Annotated in this window: 18 protein-coding genes; 1 reads left to right on the plus strand and 17 read right to left on the minus strand. The window is 73.4% G+C overall.

Annotated elements, in window-relative coordinates:
* Positions 1–67 precede the first annotated feature (67 nt).
* The 14 genes from mnmA to ASG36_RS15210 form a co-directional block, all read right to left on the minus strand.
* The gene (mnmA, locus tag ASG36_RS15145; RefSeq protein ID WP_200944511.1) at positions 68–1168 is read right to left on the minus strand and encodes a tRNA 2-thiouridine(34) synthase MnmA; all 1101 of its coding nucleotides are present in this window, start codon (positions 1166–1168) and stop codon (positions 68–70) included.
* On the minus strand, positions 1165–2361 hold the full coding sequence (locus tag ASG36_RS15150; RefSeq protein WP_055765617.1) for a cysteine desulfurase family protein: 1197 nt from the start codon (positions 2359–2361) through the stop codon (positions 1165–1167). Before ASG36_RS15150 ends, mnmA begins: the two co-directional genes overlap by 4 nt.
* On the minus strand, positions 2358–3746 hold the full coding sequence (locus tag ASG36_RS15155) for an MFS transporter (protein ID WP_055765620.1): 1389 nt from the start codon (positions 3744–3746) through the stop codon (positions 2358–2360). The genes ASG36_RS15150 and ASG36_RS15155 overlap by 4 nt, the downstream gene beginning before the upstream one ends.
* Positions 3743–5278: an ATP-dependent DNA ligase gene (locus ASG36_RS15160; RefSeq protein WP_055765623.1), complete on the minus strand. Its 1536-nt coding sequence runs from the start codon at positions 5276–5278 to the stop codon at positions 3743–3745. The genes ASG36_RS15155 and ASG36_RS15160 overlap by 4 nt, the downstream gene beginning before the upstream one ends.
* A 15-nt stretch (positions 5279–5293) precedes the next feature.
* Positions 5294–5662 (minus strand): VOC family protein, encoded by a 369-nt coding sequence (locus ASG36_RS15165; RefSeq protein ID WP_055766263.1) that lies wholly within the window; start codon positions 5660–5662, stop codon positions 5294–5296.
* Positions 5663–5796: 134 nt separating this feature from the next.
* Positions 5797–6759: an electron transfer flavoprotein subunit alpha/FixB family protein gene (locus tag ASG36_RS15170; RefSeq protein ID WP_055765625.1), complete on the minus strand. Its 963-nt coding sequence runs from the start codon at positions 6757–6759 to the stop codon at positions 5797–5799.
* A gap of 30 nt (positions 6760–6789) precedes the next feature.
* Complete coding sequence (locus ASG36_RS15175; RefSeq protein ID WP_055765628.1) at positions 6790–7569, minus strand: electron transfer flavoprotein subunit beta/FixA family protein; 780 nt, start codon at positions 7567–7569, stop codon at positions 6790–6792.
* A 118-nt stretch (positions 7570–7687) separates the two neighbouring features.
* Entirely contained in the window at positions 7688–8791 is a 1104-nt protein-coding gene (locus ASG36_RS15180) for a PLP-dependent cysteine synthase family protein (RefSeq protein ID WP_055765631.1), read from the minus strand.
* A 10-nt stretch (positions 8792–8801) separates the two neighbouring features.
* Positions 8802–9887, minus strand: a complete 1086-nt coding sequence (locus ASG36_RS15185) for an ABC transporter ATP-binding protein (RefSeq protein ID WP_082523178.1) — start codon at positions 9885–9887, stop codon at positions 8802–8804.
* A complete protein-coding gene (locus ASG36_RS15190) occupies positions 9887–10747 on the minus strand; it encodes an ABC transporter permease (protein WP_082523179.1) in 861 nt (286 codons plus the stop codon). Before ASG36_RS15190 ends, ASG36_RS15185 begins: the two co-directional genes overlap by 1 nt.
* Positions 10744–11568, minus strand: coding sequence for an ABC transporter permease subunit (locus ASG36_RS15195; RefSeq protein WP_235495061.1), 825 nt, complete (start codon positions 11566–11568; stop codon positions 10744–10746). The genes ASG36_RS15190 and ASG36_RS15195 overlap by 4 nt, the downstream gene beginning before the upstream one ends.
* A gap of 65 nt (positions 11569–11633) precedes the next feature.
* Positions 11634–12776 (minus strand): ABC transporter substrate-binding protein, encoded by a 1143-nt coding sequence (locus ASG36_RS15200; RefSeq protein ID WP_200944512.1) that lies wholly within the window; start codon positions 12774–12776, stop codon positions 11634–11636.
* 173 nt (positions 12777–12949) lie between these two features.
* The gene (locus ASG36_RS15205) at positions 12950–13735 is read right to left on the minus strand and encodes an enoyl-CoA hydratase/isomerase family protein (protein WP_055765637.1); all 786 of its coding nucleotides are present in this window, start codon (positions 13733–13735) and stop codon (positions 12950–12952) included.
* Between the two features lie 42 nt (positions 13736–13777).
* On the minus strand, positions 13778–14578 hold the full coding sequence (locus tag ASG36_RS15210) for an ABC transporter ATP-binding protein (protein ID WP_235495063.1): 801 nt from the start codon (positions 14576–14578) through the stop codon (positions 13778–13780).
* A 61-nt stretch (positions 14579–14639) separates the two neighbouring features.
* On the opposite strand from ASG36_RS15210, the gene glgX reads away from it, so the two are divergent.
* Entirely contained in the window at positions 14640–16772 is a 2133-nt protein-coding gene (glgX, locus tag ASG36_RS15215) for a glycogen debranching protein GlgX (RefSeq protein ID WP_055765642.1), read from the plus strand.
* 4 nt (positions 16773–16776) lie between these two features.
* On the opposite strand, the gene ASG36_RS15220 is transcribed toward glgX, so the two are convergent.
* The 3 genes from ASG36_RS15220 to ASG36_RS22915 form a co-directional block, all read right to left on the minus strand.
* A complete protein-coding gene (locus ASG36_RS15220; protein WP_055765646.1) occupies positions 16777–16956 on the minus strand; it encodes a YbdD/YjiX family protein in 180 nt (59 codons plus the stop codon).
* Complete coding sequence (locus ASG36_RS15225) at positions 16953–19163, minus strand: carbon starvation CstA family protein (protein ID WP_157498844.1); 2211 nt, start codon at positions 19161–19163, stop codon at positions 16953–16955. Before ASG36_RS15225 ends, ASG36_RS15220 begins: the two co-directional genes overlap by 4 nt.
* A gap of 90 nt (positions 19164–19253) precedes the next feature.
* Positions 19254–20276 carry an FHA domain-containing protein gene (locus ASG36_RS22915; protein WP_055765649.1) on the minus strand — a complete coding sequence of 341 codons (1023 nt, stop codon included), beginning with the start codon at positions 20274–20276 and terminating at the stop codon, positions 19254–19256.
* Between the last annotated feature and the right edge of the window lie 36 nt (positions 20277–20312).

Below are 20312 nucleotides of genomic sequence, written 5' to 3' on the forward strand. Positions count from 1 at the left end.
ACTAAGTAGCGGAGCTCACGAAGAGCGCCCGCCGAAAGCTAGCCCGGACCCGTGACGAATCCAAGAGTCAGCTGAGAACTGACGCCTGTCGTTCACCTGCGCGGAACACGGTGGCCTGCCCGAGCACCCGGTCGCCGCGCTCGGCGTCGGGGGCGTAGAGCACGGCCGACTGGCCCGGGGCGACACCCCGCTGCTGGTCGTGCAGCTCGAGCTGCAGCCCGGCCGACCCGTCCCGCGCCGAGACCGTGCACGGCACCGACGCCCCGTGCGCGCGTAGCTGCACGACCGCCGCGAAGGGCAGCTCGGGCACCGGCCCGGTCCAGGTCGGCGCACCGGTCAGCACCTCGTCGACGCCGGCCTGGTCGGCGGTGCCGATGGTGACCGTGCGGGACACCGGCTCGATACCCAGCACGTACCGCGGCCGCTGGTCGCCGACGGTCACGCCCAGGCCCTTGCGCTGCCCGATCGTGAAGCCGTGGGTGCCCTGGTGCTCCCCCACGGTCGCGCCGGTCGCGGCGTCCACCACCGGTCCGGGGGCCACGCCGAGCCGCCGGTCCAGAAAGCCGCGGGTGTCGCCGTCGGGGATGAAGCAGATGTCGTGGCTGTCGGGCTTGGTCGCCACGGCGTACCCGCGCTCGGCGGCGATCTCGCGCACCCGCTCCTTGGTCATCTCCCCCAGCGGGAAGACCGCCCCGGCCAGCTGCCGCTCGGTGAGCACCCCGAGCACGTAGCTCTGGTCCTTGGCGGCGTCCACCGACCGCCGGAGCTCGCCGCCGACCAGCCGGGCGTGGTGGCCGGTGACGACGGCGTCGAACCCCAGTGCCTGCGCGCGGTCCAGCACGGCGGCGAACTTGATCTTCTCGTTGCAGCGCAGGCACGGGTTCGGCGTCCGGCCGGCGGCGTACTCGGCGACGAAGTCGTCCACGACGTCCTCGGCGAACTGCTCGGCCATGTCCCACACGTAGAACGGGATGCCCAGCTCGCCGGCCACCCGGCGGGCGTCGTCGGCGTCCTCGACGCTGCAGCACCCGCGGGACCCGCTGCGCATCTGCTGCCGGTGCTGGCTGAGCGCCAGGTGCACCCCGGTCACGTCGTGCCCGGCCTCGACGGCCAGCGCGGCGGCGACGGCGGAGTCCACCCCGCCGCTCATCGCGGCGATCAGCTTCACGCCGACCGCCGGCCCAGGCCCGCCCGACGGGCCCGCTCGACGACCGGGGCGATCACGTCGAGGACGGCGTCCACGTCGGCGTCGGTGGAGGTGTGGCCGAGGCTGAACCGCAGGGAGCTGCGCGCCCGGTCGGGGTCGGCACCGGTGGCCAGCAGCACGTGGCTGGGCCGGGCCACCCCGGCGCTGCAGGCCGAGCCGGTCGAGCACTCGATGCCGTTGGCGTCCAGCAGCATCAGCAGGGCGTCGCCCTCGGCACCGGGGAAGGACAGGTGAGCGTTGCCCGGCAGCCGCCCCGGTCCACCGGCCACCACGGCGTCCAGCGCGGGGCCGTTGAGCTGCACGTCGGGCACGCGCGCGACGACCCCGGCCACGAGCCGGTCGCGCAGCGCGGAGACCCGGGTGGCGCGCTCGACCCGGTTGCCCACGCTCGTCGTCGTCGCCACGGCGAGCCCGACGATCGCGGCGACGTCCAGCGTCCCGGAGCGCACGTCGCGCTCCTGCCCGCCGCCGTGCAGCAGCGGGGTGCAGTCCGCGTCCCGGCGGAGCACCAGCAGACCCGCGCCCATCGGGCCGCCGAGCTTGTGCCCGGTCATGGTGAGCGCGTCGACGCCGCTGGCCGCGAAGTCCACCGGCACCTGGCCGACGGCCTGCACGGCGTCGGTGTGCAGCGGGACGCCGACGGCGTGCGCGACCTCGGCCAGGGCGGCCAGGTCGCTGACCGCGCCGACCTCGTTGTTGGCCCACATGACGCTGACCAGCGCGACGTCGGTGCCGTCGCCGAGAGCCTCGGCGAGCGCTGCGGGGGTGATCTCACCGCTGGGCGCGACGTCGACCCAGGTGATCTCCGCGTGGTCGTGCTCGGCCAGCCACTCGACGCTGTCCAGGACGGCGTGGTGCTCGGCCGGGCTGACCACGACCCGGGTACGGCGCGGGTCGGCGTCCCGGCGGGCCCAGAACAGGCCCTTGACCGCCAGGTTGTCGCTCTCGGTGCCGCCACCGGTGAAGAGCACCTCCGACGGGCGGGCGCCGAGCGCCTCGGCCAGCCGCTCGCGGGACTGCTCGGCCGTGCGCCGGGCGCCGCGGCCACTGGCGTGCAGGGAGGAGGCGTTGCCCACCCGGGCCAGCTGATCGGTCATCGCCGCGACGGCCTCGGGCAGCATCGGCGTGGTCGCCGCGTGGTCGAGGTAGGTCATGACGTGGCCAATGTAGTCGCGCGGACCCGTTCGGCCGACGGGGCCGCAGCCCGGCCGGCGACCAGGGACCCGAGCAGTGCCAGTCCGCTGAAGACCGCGATCGCGACGAGCAGGGCGGTGGTGAGCGACAGCACGCCGGTGGCGGCTGCGGCCACCAGCACGCCCCCGAACCCGACGCACAGCGCCGAGCCCACGACGTCGGAGATCTGCAGGGACGCCGAGTCGGCACCCCGCCGGTGCTCGGGCGACTGGTCGAGCAGCAGGACGCCCACGCTCGGCATGCCCAGGCCCATGCCCAGCCCGGCGACCGCCCAGCTCACGTAGGCGGTCCAGCCCCCGGTCGAGGGCAGCGCGGCGAACGCGGTGCCGGCCAGACCGATCGCGAGCAGGACGAAGCCGATCTGCAGCAGTCGCACCCGGGAGACGTCGGGACGGCGGGCCGACAGCGTGGAGGCCAGCGACCAGCCGATCGCCCCGGTGGTCAGCGGGATGCCGGCAGCGGTCGCGCTGAAGCCGTGCACCTCGGTGAGGGTCAGCGGCAGCAGGGTGTCGATGCCGAAGAACGACCCGGCCAGCAGCCCGCGGGAAGCGACGACGGTGGGCAGGCCGCGGCGGGCGGTGATCGTGCCGCGGGGCAGTAGCGGCCGGAGTCCCGCAGCCAGCGCGACCACCCCGACGACGGCGACCGCCAGGGCCACCAGGTCCAGCCGCTGCCCGGCGTACTGCAGGGCACCGATGCCGACCCCGGCGAGCACCGCCCACCAGCGCCGGGAGACCGCCGGCCGCGCGGTGCCGTCGGGCACGGCCAGCCGGGCGATCGAGGGCAGCACCAGGACCAGGCCGACCGCGACCAGCGGCAGGATGCCGAGGAACACCCAGCGCCAGGACGTGTGCGTGGTGATGGCACCGGCGATCAACGGGCCGAAGAGCGCGGGGAACACCCATGCCGCCGAGAACGCCCCGAACAGCTGCGGCCGCAGCTCCGGGGCGTACGCCTGCCCGGCGACGACGTACAGCGACACCGCGATGAGCCCCCCGCCCAGGCCCTGGACGGCGCGGCCGGCGATGAACAGGGTCATGTCGGCGGCCGCCCCGGACGCGACCAGGCCCAGGGCGAAGAAGCCCACGCCCCACAGCAGCGCGACCCGGGCGCCCCGACGGTCGCTGACGTCCCCGCCCAGGACCATCCCGACGACCTGGGCGACCAGGAACGCGGTGAACGGCCACGCGTACCAGGCCAGCCCGTCCAGCTCCCGGACGACGGTGGGCATCGCGGTGGCCACGGCCATCGACTCGAACGCGATGAAGGTGACCAGCATCAGCAGCCCGGCCGTGGTGAGCCGGTGCCCGCGGTCGAAGACGCCGACCGTGCTCGCGTTGCTCACCCGGCCCCCAACGCCTCGGCGTCCCCGCCTCTTCCCGCCAGCAGCGCTCGGACGGCGTCGATGGTGTCGGCGTCGGCGGGCTCCTTGTCGGGCCGGTAGCGGAGCACCCGGGCGAAGCGCAGTGCGACCCCGCCGGGGTAGCGCGGGCTGCGCTGGACCCCGTCGAGCTCGATCTCCACGACCAGCTCCGGACGCAGCAGCACCGACGCGCCGCGGTCCTCCCGCACCAGCCCGGGGAAGGTGGCGGTCTGCCAGCCCAGCAGCTCGTCGGTCATCCCCTTGAAGGTCTTGCCGACCATCACCGGCTCGCCGCCGTCGGGGTCGCGGGCGCCCAGGTGGATGTTGGACAGCGACCCGGTGCGCCGGCCGTAGCCCCACTCGGCGCCGATGACGACCAGGTCCAGGGTGTGCACCGGCTTGACCTTGCGCCAGGCCTTCCCGCGCCGGCCGGCCGCGTAGGGGCCGGCCAGGTCCTTCACGACGACACCCTCGTGCCCGGCAGCCAGCGCGGCGGCGGAGAACTCCTCGGCCTGCTCGGGCGTGGGGCGGACGACGCCGGGCATCCGGTGGTCCGGCGCGACCCGGGCCAACGCCTCGTGCCGGGCGGTCAGCGGCTCGTCGACCAGGTCGGTGCCGTCGACGTGCAGGCAGTCGAAGAAGAAGGGCTGCAGCAGCAGGGCGTGGGTGTCGGCGCCGAAGCGGGCGGCGGTCTCCTGGAAGGGCCGGGGCCGGCCGTCGTCGGTGAGCGCCAGGGTCTCCCCGTCCAGGACCAGGGAGCGGGCCGGCAGTGCGCGCACGACCTCGACCAGCTCCGGGACCCGGGCGGTGACCTCCTTGAGCGTGCGGGTCCAGACCCACACCTCGTCGCCGTCCTTGTGCACCTGGATGCGGGCGCCGTCCATCTTCTGCTCGACCACCACGTCGCCGTCCCCCAGCGACTCGGCCAGGGTGTCGGCCGGCGAGGCGAGCATCGGCCGCAGCGGCCGGCCGACCTGCAACCGCACCTCCTCCAGCGCGGGCACTCCCCCGGTCAGCGCTGTGACGGCGACGTCGGCGAGCACCCCGGAGAGGAAGAACGCGCGCCGGACGACGGGGGCCGGTGCACCGGCGGCCGCGGCGACGGCGTCCAGCACGACGCCCTCCAGCGCACCGTGCCGCAGCTCCCCGCCGAGCAGCCGGAGCAGGAAGGACTGCTCGTCGGCCGTGGCCGCCCCCAGCAGCTCGGCCAGCAGCGCGGAGCGGCGGGCGGTCGAGCCGGTGCCGGAGACCCCGGCCAGCGCGCCGAGGGCCGACTGGACCGCGGTGACGGTGAGCATCGGCTCGGCGGCGGGGTCTGCGTCGACGGCAGACAGCGTCCGCCAGCCGGCTCCGAGCCTGCCCTGGGTCGTGGCCCCGGACAGCCATGCGGTCACCGGTCCGATCTCCGCGGACCCGGCTGAACGGAGCAGGGCCGCGACGGTGGCGCTCTTCGCCGTCCGGGCTCGGGTGGCGCCCACCTGGGCGGACGCGGTGACGACGTCGGCGAACAGCACGGGCCCATCCTGCGCTCAGTCACCGGGGGTGTGCTCGGCGATGCAGAACAGGTGCCCGCCGGGGTCGGCCAGCGTCGTCCAGCGCACCCAGGGCATCTCGTCGAGGACGTCCCACCGGTGCTCGGCCCCCAGCGACACCGCACGGGCGACCTGGGCCTCCCGGGCGCCCCAGGCGACGGTGAGGTCGGGGTGCTCGGGGGCCGGGCCCTGCCGCGGGCGCACCAGCACGGAGAACCCGCCCGGCGGCCCCTGCACGAAGAGCATGCCGTCGACCTCGCCGGCGATCTCACCTCCGGTGAGCGCGGCCCAGAAGGCGGCGAGCCGGGGCGGGTCGTCGGTGTCGAGCGCGACGGCGCCGAGGGTGATGGCGGGGGTGTCGGTCATGTCCGGGACCGTAGGGGCGGGCACCGACACCACGTGCTCCACCCTCACCAACAGCTGTCCCCCCTCACCAGCGTTGGTGAGGGGGGACAGACGTGGATCAGGAGACCTGATCCACGCTGGGGTGCCTGGACGCGTTACTTGCGGGCGGAGATCTGCTCCGTCGCGGCCGGGACGACGGTGTTCAGGTCGCCCACGACGCCGAAGTCGGCGAGCTCGAAGATCGGCGCCTCGGTGTCCTTGTTGACCGCGATGATCGTCTTGGAGGTCTGCATGCCGGCCCGGTGCTGGATCGCCCCGGAGATGCCGACCGCCACGTAGAGCTGCGGGGACACCGTCTTACCGGTCTGCCCGACCTGGAAGGAGTGCGGGTAGAAGCCGGAGTCGACGGCGGCGCGGGAGGCACCGACGGCGGCACCGAGGGAGTCGGCGAGGCCCTCGATGACCGAGAAGTTCTCCGCCGAGGCGACCCCGCGGCCACCGGAGACCACGATCGCGGCCTCGGTGAGCTCCGGGCGCGAGGACTTCTGCTCGACGACCCGGTCCAGCACCTTGGTCTGCTTGGCGGCCTCGGAGATCGAGACGGTGACCGTCTCCTCCTCGGCCGCACCGGCGGCGGCCTCGGGGGTGACCGAGTTGCCGCGCAGGGTGTAGATCGGGGTGCCGACGGTGACCTTCGAGTGCACGATCGTCGCCCCGGCGAAGGCCACCTGGGTGGCGGTGCCGTCGGCGGCGATCTCGGTGACGTCGGTCAGGAAGCCCGAGCCGGTCTTGATCGCCAGGCGGCCGGCGATCTCCTTGCCCTCCGGCGTGGAGGGGATGACCACGGCGGCCGGGGACTTCTCGCCCACCAGCTGGGCGAGCACTTCGGCCTTGGGGGCCACGAGGTAGGCGTCGACGTCGTCGGACTCGGCGACGTAGACCTTGGCCGCGCCGTACTCGGCGAGGGTGTCCTTCACGCCCGCGGCGGTGCCGGGGGCACCGAGCACGACCGCGGAGGGCTCGCCGAGGACGCGCGCTGCGGTGAGCGCCTCTAGGGTGGTCTTGCGGACGCCGGATCCGTCGGGGGCGACCTCGACCAGGACCAGTACTTCAGCCACGACTGTTCTCCTGTCTCTCTGGGTGCGGGGTCAGACGATCTTCTGGGCGGCCAGGTAGCCGACCAGCTTCTCGGCGCCGTCGCCCTCGTCGACGACCTTCACGCCCTCGCCCTTGGGCGGGCGGCCGGCGAAGTCGAGCACCTGGCTGGTGGCCGAGGCCAGGCCGACGGTCGACGGGTCCACCCCGAGGTCGGCCAGCGACATCGTCGTGACCGGCTTCTTCTTGGCGGCCATGATCCCCTTGAAGGAGGGGTAGCGGGGCTCGTTGATGGTGTCCCAGGTCGACACGATCGCCGGGGTCTGCGCCTCGAGGGCCCAGTAGCCGCCGTCGGTCTGCCGCTCGACGTGCAGCGTGGTGCCGTCGACGGTGAGCTTGCGGGCACCGGACAGGTGCGGGATGCCCAGGCGCTCGGACAGCAGCGCCGGCATCACCGAGACCTGACCGTCGGTGGACTCCGCGCCGCAGACGACGAGGTCGTACTCGAGCTGGGACAGCGCGGCGGCGATCACCGCGGAGGTCTGCACGGCGCACGAGCCGTGGATGGCCTCGTCGGTGACGTGCACGGCCTTGTCCGCGCCCATGGACAGGGCCTTGCGGATGGCGTCGGTCGCGGTGGAGGGGCCGATGGTCAGCACGGTGACCTCACCGCCCTGCGACTCCTTGACCGTCAGCGCCTCCTCGATGGCGTACTCGTCCATCTCGTTGATGACGTTGTCGGCGCTGGCGCGCGCGACGGTGTTGTCCGAGCTGTCCAGCGCGCGCTCGCTGCCGGAGTCGGGGACCTGCTTCACAAGAACGACGATGTTCATCGCACCTCCGCGGGTGGGATCGAGGTGGGGGCGGACGCACGAGCGCCCGCACTGGCTCCGATGATGGACGTTACCCGCGGGTAACGTGCGGCCGGACGGGGCTCGTCGGTGACCCCGCTCACGACCACTCCCCCGTGGCGGCGAAGTGCTCCAGCGTCGCGGTGTGCGGCGCGAGGTCCATCCCCTGCCCGGCGATCCAGTCGTCGGAGTAGTAGGTGTGGGCGTACCGCTCGCCCCCGTCGCAGAGCAGCGTCACGATGCTGCCGGTGCGCCCGGCCGCGACCAGTTCGGCCACCAGCTGGAAGGCCCCCCACAGGTTGGTGCCGGTGGAGCCGCCGGCCCGCCGGCCGGTCACCTGCTCCAGGTGCCGCATCGCGGCCAGCGACGCGGCGTCGGGCACGCAGAACATCCGGTCGACGATCGTCGGCACGAACGAGGGCTCCACCCGCGGTCGGCCGATGCCCTCGATCCGGGAGGGCCGCCCGGTCGCGGTCGGGTCGGCGTCCCGCCAGCCGGGGAAGAACGCCGAGCCCTCGGGGTCGACGACGGCCAGCCGGGTGGGCAGTCGGCGGTAGCGCACGTACCGGCCGATGGTCGCGCTGGTGCCCCCGGTGCCGGCGCCGACGACCACCCAGTCGGGGACCGGGTGCTCCTCGGCGGACAGCTGCTCGAAGACCGACTCCGCGATGTTGTTGTTGCCCCGCCAGTCGGTCGCCCGCTCGGCGTGGGTGAACTGGTCCAGGTAGTGCCCGCCGGTCTCGCCGGCGATCCTGCGGGCCTCGTCGTAGACGGTGCCGGCGTCGGTGACCAGGTGGCAGCGGCCACCCTGGCCCTCGATCAGCGCGATCTTCTCCCGGCTGGTGGAGGCGGGCATGACCGCGACGAAGGGCAGCCCGAGCATCCGCGCGAAGTAGGCCTCGCTCACCGCCGTCGACCCGCTCGAGGCCTCCACCACCGTGCTCCCCCGGCAGATCCAGCCCGAGCAGAGCGCGTGCAGGAACAGCGAGCGGGCCAGCCGGTGCTTGAGACTGCCCGTCGGGTGGGTCGACTCGTCCTTGAGGTAGAGGTGCACGCCCCACTCCGGCGGCAACGGGTACACCAGCAGGTGGGTGTCCGCGCTGCGCCGGGCGTCGGCCTCGACCAGCGCGACCGCCCGCTCCAGCCAGGCCCGTCCGTCGTCGTCGCAGCGGTCGAGGTGGGCGGGACGATCGGGGGCACTCACCCGTGCATCCTCACACCGCGCTGACGAGCACCGGCCGCTCGGCGGGGGTGACCGTGACCGCGGTGCCCGGGGTCAGCCGCTGGCTGTCGGCACTGGCCACGTCGGCCACCACCTCGCTGCCGTCGGGCAGCGCCACCGCCAACCGGGTGGAGGCACCGGAGAAGGTCCGGGTCACGACCCGGCCCACGCCGGCGTCGTCCTCGCGGACCAGCAGGGACTCCGGCCGCACCAGCGCCACGACGTCCCCGGCGGACGGCACCGGCCCCACCACCGGGCGGCGGACGCCGAGCAGTTCCACCCCGTCACCGGACCGGGTCGCCGGCACCCGGTTCATCGTGCCGACGAACTCGGCCACGAACGCCGTCGCCGGCCGCTCGTACAGCTCGTCGGGGCCGGCCACCTGCTCCAGCCGGCCGGCCCGCAGCACACCGACCCGGTCGGCCACCGAGAGCGCCTCGGCCTGGTCGTGGGTGACGAAGACGGTGGTGATGCCCAGCTCGAGCTGGATCCGCCGGATCTCCTCGCGCAGCTGCACCCGCACCTGGGCGTCCAGCGCCGAGAGCGGCTCGTCCAGCAGCAGGACCTTGGGGGCGACGGCGAGCGCCCGCGCCAGCGCGACGCGCTGCTGCTGCCCGCCGGAGAGCTGGTGCGGGTAGCGGCCGGCGTTCGCGGCCAACCCGACCAGCTCCAGCAGCTCCGCGGCCCGGGCCTTGCGCTCCTTGGCCGGACGCCGTCGCACCTGCAGCCCGTAGGCCACGTTCTCGGCCACGGTCAGGTTGGGGAACAGGCTGTAGGCCTGGAAGACCATGCCCATGTCCCGCTTGGACGGCGGGGTGTCCGTGACGTCCCGGCCGTCGATGAGCACCTGACCGTCGTCGGGCCGCTCGAAGCCGGCGATGGCCCGCAGCGCGGTGGTCTTGCCGCAGCCCGAGGGCCCCAGCAGCGCCAGGAACTCACCCCCGGCGATGTCCAGGTCGAGCCCGTCGAGGGCGAGCACGTCGCCGTAGCGGCGGGTCAGCCCGGCCAGCCGGACCCCGACGCCGGGGGTGTCGCGCAGCGCCTCGACCCCGGCGGGTCTGTCCGTGGTGGTGGTCATCAGGAGTCCTTCCCCGCACGGCGGCGGTCCAGCGCGGAGATGAGCAGGAGCAGGCCCCAGGTGACGACCAGCGAGAGCACCGAGACCGACACCGACAGCTGCGGCTGGGACCCGGCGATCTCCACGATCCAGGTGGGGAAGGTCTGGAAGCCCAGGATCACCGCGATCGTGTACTCCCCCAGCACCAGGGCCAGGGTGAGGAACGCGGCGTTGAGCACCGAGGTGCGCAGCACCGGCAGGACGACGCCCACCAGCACCCGCGGCCAGGAGGCCCCCAGGCTGCGGGCGGCCTCGGTGAGGGTCTTGAGGTCCACCGAGCGGATGCCGGCGTCCAGCGCGCGGTAGACGAACGGCAGCGCCAGCACCACGTAGACCAGGACCAGGATCCAGGGCAGCGAGGGCTCCTGGAGGGCGAAGAACGCATCGGCCAGCGGGGTGCCGTAGAAGTAGTCCGGCGCCCAGGCGAGCACGCTGCGCACCCCGACGACCAGCGCGATCGGCGGCAGCACCAGCGGGAGCAGCGTGAGGATCTCCACCGTCGACCGCAGCCGGGGCAACCGCAGGTCGATGAGCACCATCGTCGGCAGCATCAGCAGCAGCGAGATGACCACGGTGAGGACGGCGAGGGTCAGCGAGCGGCCGAAGGCCTCGGCGAAGCCCGGGGCGCTGGGGATGCCGGTGTAGAACTCGGCGGTCAGCTCGCCGTTGCTGCGCGAGGAGTACCAGACCGAGGCCGCGATCGGGATGAGGAAGTACAGCCCGAGCACCGCGAGGACGACGACCCGCCAGGCCCCGTTGCCGCGGCGGCGCACGCGCGGCGCGGACTCCGGGGCGACCGTGGTCGGGATGGTCGCGGTCACTGCAGCCACCGCTGGGTGCGCCGCTGGACCCAGGTGTAGAAGACCATCACGATGCCGACCAGCACGACCATGCCCAGCGCGAGGGCCTTGCCCAGGTTCTCCGAGCCGACCAGCACGTTGGAGCTCAGCGCGTCGGCGATCTGCAGCGGCACCAGCGGCACGCTGGAGCCGACCAGGGCGCGGGCGGTGGCGTAGGCGGCGAACGCCGAGGCGAACAGCAGCATCGTGGCGCCGATGACCGGCGGGGCGAGCACCGGGCCGCCCACGTGGCGCCAGTACTGCCAGCTGCTGGCACCCAGGTTGTCCGAGGCCTCCCGCCACTGGGGGCGCAGGCCCTCCAGCGCCGGGACGATCGTCAGCACCATCAGCGGGACCAGGAAGTAGAGGTAGACCAGGCCCAGCCCGGTCATCGAGTACAGCGAGAAGCCACCCAGCCCGACGCCGAGGTCGCCCAGCAGCGCGGTGACCACCCCGCTGGTGCCGATGGTGGCGATGAACGCGAACGCCAGCGGGATCCCGCCGAAGTTGGCCAGCACGCCCGAGGCGGTGAGCACCAGCCGGCGCAGCAGCCGGCCCCGCTTCGCCTGGAGCACCGCCACGGCCAGCGCCAGCCCGAGGACGGCGGCCAGCAGCGCCGTGGTGGCCGACAGCTGCAGGCTGCCCAGGTAGGCACGCCGGTAGGCGCCGTCGGTGACGGCGACGATGGAGTCGGTGGACCAGGACTCCTGGTAGGTCACCGGGTCGGTGGCGCGGAACGCCTCGACCGCGAGCACCCCGATCGGCAGCAGCAGGAAGACCGCCAGGTAGCCGAAGAACGGCACCGTCCCGAGGGCGGCGAGCAGGCCTGCTCGCCGCCCCCGGGACCGCCGCGGGGTGGTGCTGGTGCTCAGCCCGAGATCTCCTGGTTCCACCGGCCGGCCACGACCTGCTGGGCCGCGGTCTGCTGCGCCTCGGTCGGGAACTCGGCGGTCCCCTCCACGGCGGGCAGCGCGGCCAGTGCGTCGGCGTCGGCGGTGCCGGCCTCCTGCATCGAGGGGAGCCGGACCGGGCGGGCGCCGCCCTCGAGCCAGGTGTTCTGCCCGGCGTCGGAGTACAGGTACTCCTGCCACAGCCGCGCGGCGGCCGGGTGCGGGGCGAAGGCGCTGATCGCCTGGCTGTAGTAGCCACCGAAGAGGCCGTCGGTGGGCACGTTGACCTGCCACTCGACGCCCTGCTCGGACAGCGTGTCGGTGAGCCCGGAGTTCAGGTAGTCCCAGTCGATGGCCAGCGGGGTCTCCCCGGACTGGATGGTGGCCGGGGTGATCTCGACCGGGTTGAAGTTCCCGGCGTCCTTGACGTCGACGAAGAAGTCGATCCCGGGGCCGATGTCGTCCAGGCTGCCGCCGTTGGCCAGCGACGCCGCCCACACGCCACCGAAGGCGGCAGCGGCCTGCGTCGGGTTGCCGTTGAGGGCGACCTGACCGGCGTACTGCGGGTCGAGGAGGTCCTCCATCGTGGTCGGGCAGACCTCGATCACGGTGGCGTTGCAGCCGATGGAGATGTAGCCGCCGTAGTCGTTGTACCAGAGCCCGTCAGGGTCCTTCTGGTCCTCGGGGATCTCGTCCCAGGTGGCCACCTGGTAGGGCGCGAGCAGGTCCTGGGCCGCTGCCTGCTGGGCGAACGCCGTCCCCAGGTCGAGCACGTCGGGGGCCCGCTCCTGGCCGCGCTGGCTGGTCACGGCGTTGAGCTCGTCCTGGCTGGAGCCGTCGGGCGTCGCCGAGTTGATCTCGATGCCGTACAGCTCGCTGAACTCGTCGAGCATGGTGCCGTAGTTGGCCCAGTCGCGGGGCAGCGCGATGACGTTGAGCGTGCCCTCGGCCTGGGCGGCCGCGACGAGGGCGTCCATGTCACCGAAGTCGTCGAGGGAGGTGGCCGAGGCGGCGTCGCTGTCCGAGCCGCCGCCGGACCCGCTGTCGCTGGATCCGCAGGCGGTGAGGGCGAGTCCCGCCGCGACCATCGCGGTCGTGGCTCGCAGGGTGGTCCTGTTCACGTTCGGCTCCTCCGTGGTCCGCCCGGCCGTCGCGACCCCGTGGTTGGAGACGCGGCGCACAGACGTGACCTGCGGAAAGTAGCCCGCTGCGGGCCGCATGGACAGCAACGGGGACGTGACGAACCGATGACGGCCCGGGTGGTCTCGCTCCCGGGCCGTCCACCGGCGCGTGCTCAGCGACCGGTGAAGGTCGCCTTCCCGGGGCCGTTCTCCAGGAACGAGATCATCCCGGTCTTCTGGTCCTCGGTGTCGAAGAGCCCGGCGAAGAGCTCGGACTCCAGCTCCAGACCGGCGTCCAGGGTGCCGTCCAGACCCTGGTCGATCGCCCGCTTGGCGGCCGCCAGGGCCAGCGGCGGACCGGCGGCGAACTTGCGCGCCATCGCCACGGCGGTCGCGTAGACCTCGTCGTCGGCCACCACCGCGTCGGCCATGCCGAGCTCGAGGGCCTCCTCGGCGCCCACGTGCCGGCCGGTGAAGACGATGTCCTTGGCCTTCGCCGGGCCGACCAGCCGGGCCAGCCGCTGGGTGCCGCCGGCGCCGGGGATGACCCCGAGCAGGATCTCGGGCTGGCCGAGCTTGGCCGAGCTGCCCATCACCCGGAAGTCCGCGCACAGCGCCAGCTCGTAGCCACCGCCTAGGGCGTAGCCGGTGATCGCGGCGACGACGGGCTTCGGGATCCGGGTGACCTCGCGGAAGGAGTGCGTGAGCTCCCGGCCCCAGGCGACCATCGAGGACCCGGTCAGCTGGGCCATCGCCTTGATGTCGGCACCGGCGGCGAAGACCCGCTCCCCGCCGTAGAGCACCACGGCCCGGACGTCGGCGCGGCTGGCGCACTCCTGCGCGGCGGCCCGGACCTCCCAGTGCAGCTGCTCGTCGATCGCGTTCATCTTGCCGCGGTCGAGGCGGATCGTGCCCACCCCGTCCTCGACCTGCAGGGTCACGAACTCCGGCTCGGCCATGTGCGGTGCTCCTCGTGGTGGGACGACGTCGTCGGCTCGACCCTAAGCCGGTGGACTCGCCCGACGTGCGGTGAAGCGGCCGCGGACCCGGCCCAGGGCGAGGGGGAGACCGAAGGTGTCGCTGAGCAGCTCGGGGGTGACGACGTCGTCCACCGGGCCGGCGGCGACCACCTGGCCCCCGCGCAGCAGCAGCGCGTGGGTGTAGCCGGGCGGGATCTCCTCGACGTGGTGGGTGACCAGCACCTGCGCCGGCGCCTGGTCGTCGCGGGCCAGGTCGGTGAGCCGGGACACCAGGTCCTCGCGGCCGCCGAGGTCCAGCCCGGCGCCGGGCTCGTCGAGCAGCAGCAGCTCGGGGTCGGTCATCAGCGCCCGGGCGATCTGGGTGCGCTTGCGCTCGCCCTCGCTCAGGGTGCCGAACGGCCGGCCCGCGTAGGGCGCCACGCCCCACTGGTCCATGAGCATCGCCGCGCGGGTCAGGTCGTGGACGTCGTAGCGCTCGCGCCACCGGCCGACGACGGCGTACCCGGCGGAGACGACGACGTCCCCGACCCGTTCGGTGCCCGAGATCCGCTGGGCGAGGGCGGCGCTGGTGAGCCCGATGCGGGTGCGCAGCTCGAAGACGTCGACCGCGCCCAGGGTCTCCCCGAGCACGGTGACCTCACCGCGGGTGGGGTGCATCTGCGCCGAGGCCAGCTGCATGAGGGTGGTCTTGCCCGCGCCGTTGGGGCCCAGGAGCACCCAGCGCTCGTCGGAGTGCACCGTCCAGTCGACGGCGCGCAGCAGGTGGGACTCCCCCCGCACCACGTCGACACCGCGGAACCGGACGACCTCGTCAGCTGGCACACCCCCATCCAACCAACCCGCCTGCGGGGAGCGCGGGTCCGACTCGGGCACCATCTGCCGGGTGATCCATCGCGCAGCCCCCGAGGTCTGGCCCGGCAGTCCCGCACCGCTGGGTGCCCACTGGGACGGCACCGGCACCAACGTGGCCCTCTGGTCGGCCGGCGCGCAGGCCGTGGACCTGTGCCTGTTCGACCCCGACGGCACCGAGCACCGCCAGCGGCTGCAGGAGACCACCCACCAGGTCTGGCACGGCCGGCTGCCCGGCGTGGGCCCGGGCCAGCGCTACGGCTACCGCGTGCACGGCGGCTACCACCCGGCCTCGGGCGCCCGCTACAACCCGGCCAAGCTGCTGCTGGACCCCTATGCCCGGGCCGTCGACGGCGACCTGACCCTCGACCCGGCGCTGTTCGGCTACGCCGACGGGCACCCCGACGCCGCCGCGGCCGACCGTCTGGACTCCGCGCCCTTCGTCCCCCGCGGGGTCGTCGTGCACGACTCGTTTCCGTGGGACGGCGACGTCCGCCCGGGCACCGCCTGGTCGGACACCGTCGTCTACGAGGTGCACGTCAAGGGCGCGACGATGCGGCACCCCGACGTCCCCCCGGCACTGCGCGGCACCTACGCGGGGCTGGCCCACCCGGCGTTCATCGAGCACCTGGTGTCCCTGGGCGTGACCGCGGTCGAGCTGCTGCCGGTGCACCACTTCGTCTCCGAGCCGCACCTGCTGCGCCGCGGGCTGACCAACCACTGGGGCTACAACACACTGGGCTACTTCGCCCCGCACGCCGCCTACTCCTCCGCGGGCTCTGCGGGCCAGCAGGTCACCGAGTTCAAGGCCATGGTCAAGGCCCTGCACGCCGCGGGGATCGAGGTGATCCTGGACGTGGTCTACAACCACACCGCCGAGGGCGACCACACCGGCCCGACGCTGTCGTTCAAGGGCATCGACAACGCCGGCTACTACCGGCTCAGCGGCCACGGCGCCCGGTACACCGACTACACCGGCTGCGGGAACACCCTCGACGTCCGCCGTCCGCAGGTGCTGGCCCTGCTGATGGACTCGCTGCGCTACTGGGTCACCGAGATGCACGTCGACGGGTTCCGCTTCGACCTGGCCTCGGCGCTGGCCCGCTCGATGCACGACGTGGACCGCCTGTCGGCCTTCTTCGACGTCGTCCACCAGGACCCGGTGGTGTCGCAGGTGAAGCTGATCGCCGAGCCGTGGGACATCGGCGAGGGCGGCTACCAGGTGGGCAACTTCCCCCCGCTGTGGACCGAGTGGAACGGCAAGTACCGGGACACCGTGCGCGACGTGTGGTGCGGGGCGCACGTCGGCGTCCGGGACCTGGCCTACCGGCTCACCGGTTCCTCGGACCTGTACCGCTCCGACGGCCGCCGGCCCTTCGCCTCGGTCAACTTCATCACCGCCCACGACGGCTTCACGATGGCCGACCTCGTCACCTACGAGCACAAGCGCAACGAGGCCAACGGCGAGGACAACCGGGACGGCGAGAGCCACAACCGGAACTGGAACTGCGGCGTCGAGGGCCCCAGCGACGACCCCGCGGTGGTCGAGCTGCGCGCCCGCCAGGTGCGCAACATGCTGGCGACCCTGCTGCTGTCCACCGGCGTCCCGATGCTCACCGCCGGAGACGAGCTGGGCCGCACCCAGGGCGGCAACAACAACGCCTACTGCCAGGACAACGAGATCTCCTGGCTGGACTGGGGCTCGATCGACCCCGACCTGTGGACCTTCGTGTCCCGGCTGACCGCGCTGCGCAAGGCCTCCCCCGTGCTGCGTCAGGAGGCGTTCTTCGACGGCCACGAGGTGGCCGGCAGCGGCGGCACCCGCGACCTGGCCTGGTTCGCCCCCGGCGGGGGCCAGCTGACCGACCGGGACTGGTTCGACCACGGCCTGCAGACCATCGGCATGTACCTCGACGGCCGGGGCATCCGGCACCGCGACGAGCGGGGCCGCCCGGTCCTCGACGACTCCTGGCTGGTGTGGCTGCACGCCGGACCCGACCCGGTCACCGTGCACCTGCCCGAGGCGCCGTGGGGCGACGGCTACGAGTTCGTCGTCTCCACCGAGTGGCCCACGGGCGCCCCGCCGCGCCCGGCCGTCGTCGGCCCGGGCCCGATCGAGATGCCCGGCCGCTGCGTCTGGGCCCTTCGGGTGCTCCGCCGCCCGTAGGCCCTCAGCAGCAGCGCTCGTGGGCGTGCGCGGCGGCGACGTCGGTGCGGTGCCGCTCGAACGCCCGGCGGGTCATCGGCTCCCGGCCCTCCGCGGCGCAGGCGGCGAGGTGCCGGTCGTACCGGTCCTCGCCCGTCAGCGCGCGCAGGTACCAGTGGACGCCGGCCCACGCCCGTCGGATCACTGCTGACCCGACGGTTCCCGCTCGGCCGCCAGCCGCGCCCGCTCGGCGTCCAGCAGCTCCCGCTCCTCGGCGGTCGGGAAGAACCCGGCCGGCTCGACGATGCGGCTGGGCTCGGCGGGCACCTCGGTCGTCGGCAGGCCACCGGCACGGACGGCGCGAACGATCACCCATGCGCCGTTGAGCACCACGACCAGGGCCAACACGGCGAAGACCGACTGCAGCACCCCGTTCGTCGTGGAGTTGGTGACCACCTGCTGCATCGCCTCGCCGTCGGCAGCCGGGGCGAGCACCTCACCGCGCTCCAGGGCGTCGGCGTACCGGGCGCGCTGGGCGAAGTAGCCCACCGCGGGGTCGGCGGAGAACACCTTCTGGAACGAGGCCGTCATCGTGATGGTCAGCACCCAGGCCAGCGGGACGCCGGTGACCCACGCGTAGCGGGTCTTGCCGTGCTTGACCAGCAGCACCGTGCACAGCGTCAGCGCGATCGCGGCCAGCAGCTGGTTGGCGATGCCGAACAGCGGGAAGAGCTGGTTGATCCCGCCCAGGGGGTCGGTGACCCCGACGTACAGGATGTAGCCCCAGGCGCCGACGACCACGGCCGAGGCGATCCAGCTCGCCGGCCACCAGGTCAGGTCGCCGAACTTCTTCCACACGTTGCCGACCGTGTCCTGCAGCATGAACCGGCCCACCCGGGTGCCGGCGTCGACCGCGGTGAGGATGAACAGCGCCTCGAACATGATCGCGAAGTGGTACCAGAAGGCCTGCAGCCCGCCACCGAACGCGGTCTCGAAGATCTCCGAGATGCCGTACGCCAGGGTCGGGGCGCCGCCGGTGCGCGAGACCAGCGTGGACTCCTCGATGGTGTCCGCGGCGGCCTGCAGCTCGGCCGGGCCGATGCTGAAGCCGAGGTTGGCGACGAACGCCGAGGCCCCCTCGACGGTCCCGCCGGTGGCACCGGCCGGGGCGTTCATCGAGAAGTACAGCGCCGGGTCGAGGATGCAGGCCGCGATCAGCGCGCTGATAGCGACGAAGGACTCCATCAGCATGCCGCCGTAGCCGATCACCCGGACCTGGCTCTCCTTGGCGACCATCTTCGGGGTGGTGCCGCTGGAGATCAGCGCGTGGAAGCCCGAGAGCGCACCGCAGGCGATGGTGATGAACACGAACGGGAACAGCGAGCCGGCGAAGACCGGGCCGTTGCCGTCGAGGGCGAAGCTGCTCACCGCGTCGGCCTGCAGCACCGGCATCGCGATGACCAGCCCGACGGCCAGCAGCACGATGACGCCGATCTTCATGAACGTGGAGAGGTAGTCGCGCGGGGTCAGCAGCAGCCAGACCGGCAGCACGGAGGCGACGAAGCCGTAGACCACCAGGGCGATGACCAGGGTCGTCTTGTCCAGGGTCAGCGCGTCACCCAGCGGGGTGCCGTCGACCATCCCGCCGCCGATGATCGCGGCCAGCAGCGCGACGACGCCGATGGCGCTGGCCTCCAGCACCCTGCCCGGTCGCAGCACCCGCAGGTAGACGCCCATGAAGAGGGCGATGGGGATGGTCAGCGCGATCGAGAAGACACCCCAGGGCGACTCGGCCAGCGCGTTGACCACGATCAGCGCCAGCACCGCCAGGATGATGATCATGATGGCGAACACGGCGATCAGGGCCGCGATCCCGCCGACCACGCCGATCTCGGCGCGGATCATCTGACCCAGGCTCTGCCCGTTGCGGCGCATCGAGAAGAACAGCACGACCATGTCCTGCACCGCGCCGGCGGCGATGACGCCGACGATGATCCACACCGTGCCGGGCAGGTAGCCCATCTGGGCGGCGAGCACCGGGCCGACGAGCGGGCCGGCGCCGGCGATCGCGGCGAAGTGGTGGCCGAATAGCACCCGGCGGTCGGTGACCTCGAAGTCCCGGCCGTTCTCCAGCCGCTCGGCCGGGGTGGCCCGCCGGTCGTCGACCTCCAGGACCCTGCGGACGATGAACCGGGAGTAGAAGCGGTAGGCGATGGCGTAGCTCGACAGCGCGGCGAACAGGATCCACAGCGCGCTGACCGACTCCCCGCGGGAGACGGCCAGCACCGTCCAGCAGACCGCCCCGACCAGGGCGACCAGCGACCAGACGACGACTCCCTTCGCAGAGGGGCGACGGCTCCGCCGGGTCTCGGGCTCGTCCGGTGTCCGCAGCGCTGCGGTGTCGGTGCTCACCCGGCGGAACCTAGCCGCCGCCCACACAGCTGGCACACAACCGCGCCACAGTGTGACGAGGCTGTGACCGGACCCGCGGGCCCGGGTGGGTCAGGCGGCGGGCTGCTCGAAGGTGATGACGGTCCAGCCCAGCAGCAGCCGGTCGCCGTCGGAGAGCGCGTGCGCCACCCCGGGCTCCAGCTGGGTCCACTCGGTGGCCTCGGGGCCCGCGACGTGGGTGCCGTTGAGGGAGCCCAGGTCGACCAGGGAGACCTCGCGACCGGCCCGCTGCACCGCGGCGTGGGCCGAGGAGAGCACGTTCTGGGTGTCGGCGATCGGCACGGCGGTGGCGGTGCCGCTGGTGACCAGCTCGTGGCCGTCGGGACGTCGTCCCAGCACGAGGTCGTTGTCCACGGTGACGACCATGCCGTCGTCGAAGCGGAGCACCGGCGCCGCGGGCGGGGAGTCCGGCTGCCAGAACGCGGTGGACTCGCCACCGGCCTGGGCCGGGGCCTGGGCGGGCTCCTCGGCGGCGGGCTCCCACGCGGCCGGCTCGGGGGCCGGGGCGGCGGGGGCGCTGAAGCCGGAGTCCGAGCCCGCGGAGAAGCGCTCTGCCGGCGGGCTGCTCACCGGTGCCGCGACCGGGACGGCGACCGAGGGCGGGGTGGCCGCGGTCAGCTGCAGGCTGGCGCCGCTGCCGGGGACGGTGCCCTCGACCAGGTCGTAGGCCACGCCCGGGGGCACCGGGGACGGGGCGGAGCCGGGGCCGACGTAGAGGGAGGAGCCGAGGTCGAAACCGGCGGCCAGGGTGCAACCGCCGTCGACCTGGCGACCGGAGACCGGCACGCCGTCGACCGAGGGCTGGCCCTTGCCCGACCACAGCGCCACCCCGGAGCCCGAGCCACCGGCGGTGTCGGCGAGGACCAGGGCGAAGGAGGCACCGGAGTCGGCCAGCGCGCCGACCTGACCGGCGACCGCGCTCAGCACCCGGTCGGCACCGGGGCCCGAGACCCCCAGGCAGGCGTACAGCGTCGCCACCAGGGCGGGCGAGCCGGGGGCGTCCACCCACAGCAGGCCACCGCCACGGCGGGCGACGACGTTGTCTCCGGGGAGCACCTCACAGCGGTCGGGCATGCGGCGAGACTAACGGCGCGAAGACGATCACGTGAT

Origin of the sequence: Geodermatophilus sp. Leaf369 (assembly GCF_001424455.1) — a bacterium.
Classification (GTDB): Bacteria; Actinomycetota; Actinomycetes; order Mycobacteriales; family Geodermatophilaceae; genus Klenkia.

What these genes read in the sequence shown, in the direction of transcription:
- ASG36_RS15150 (WP_055765617.1), bottom strand. Translation starts at nt 2,361, where the DNA reads ATGACCTACCTCGACCACGCGGCGACCACGCCGATGCTGCCCGAGGCC.
- ASG36_RS15165 (WP_055766263.1), bottom strand. Translation starts at nt 5,662, where the DNA reads ATGACCGACACCCCCGCCATCACCCTCGGCGCCGTCGCGCTCGACACC.
- ASG36_RS15175 (WP_055765628.1), bottom strand. Translation starts at nt 7,569, where the DNA reads ATGAACATCGTCGTTCTTGTGAAGCAGGTCCCCGACTCCGGCAGCGAG.
- ASG36_RS15185 (WP_082523178.1), bottom strand. Translation starts at nt 9,887, where the DNA reads ATGACCACCACCACGGACAGACCCGCCGGGGTCGAGGCGCTGCGCGAC.
- ASG36_RS15205 (WP_055765637.1), bottom strand. Translation starts at nt 13,735, where the DNA reads ATGGCCGAGCCGGAGTTCGTGACCCTGCAGGTCGAGGACGGGGTGGGC.
- ASG36_RS22915 (WP_055765649.1), bottom strand. Translation starts at nt 20,276, where the DNA reads ATGCCCGACCGCTGTGAGGTGCTCCCCGGAGACAACGTCGTCGCCCGC.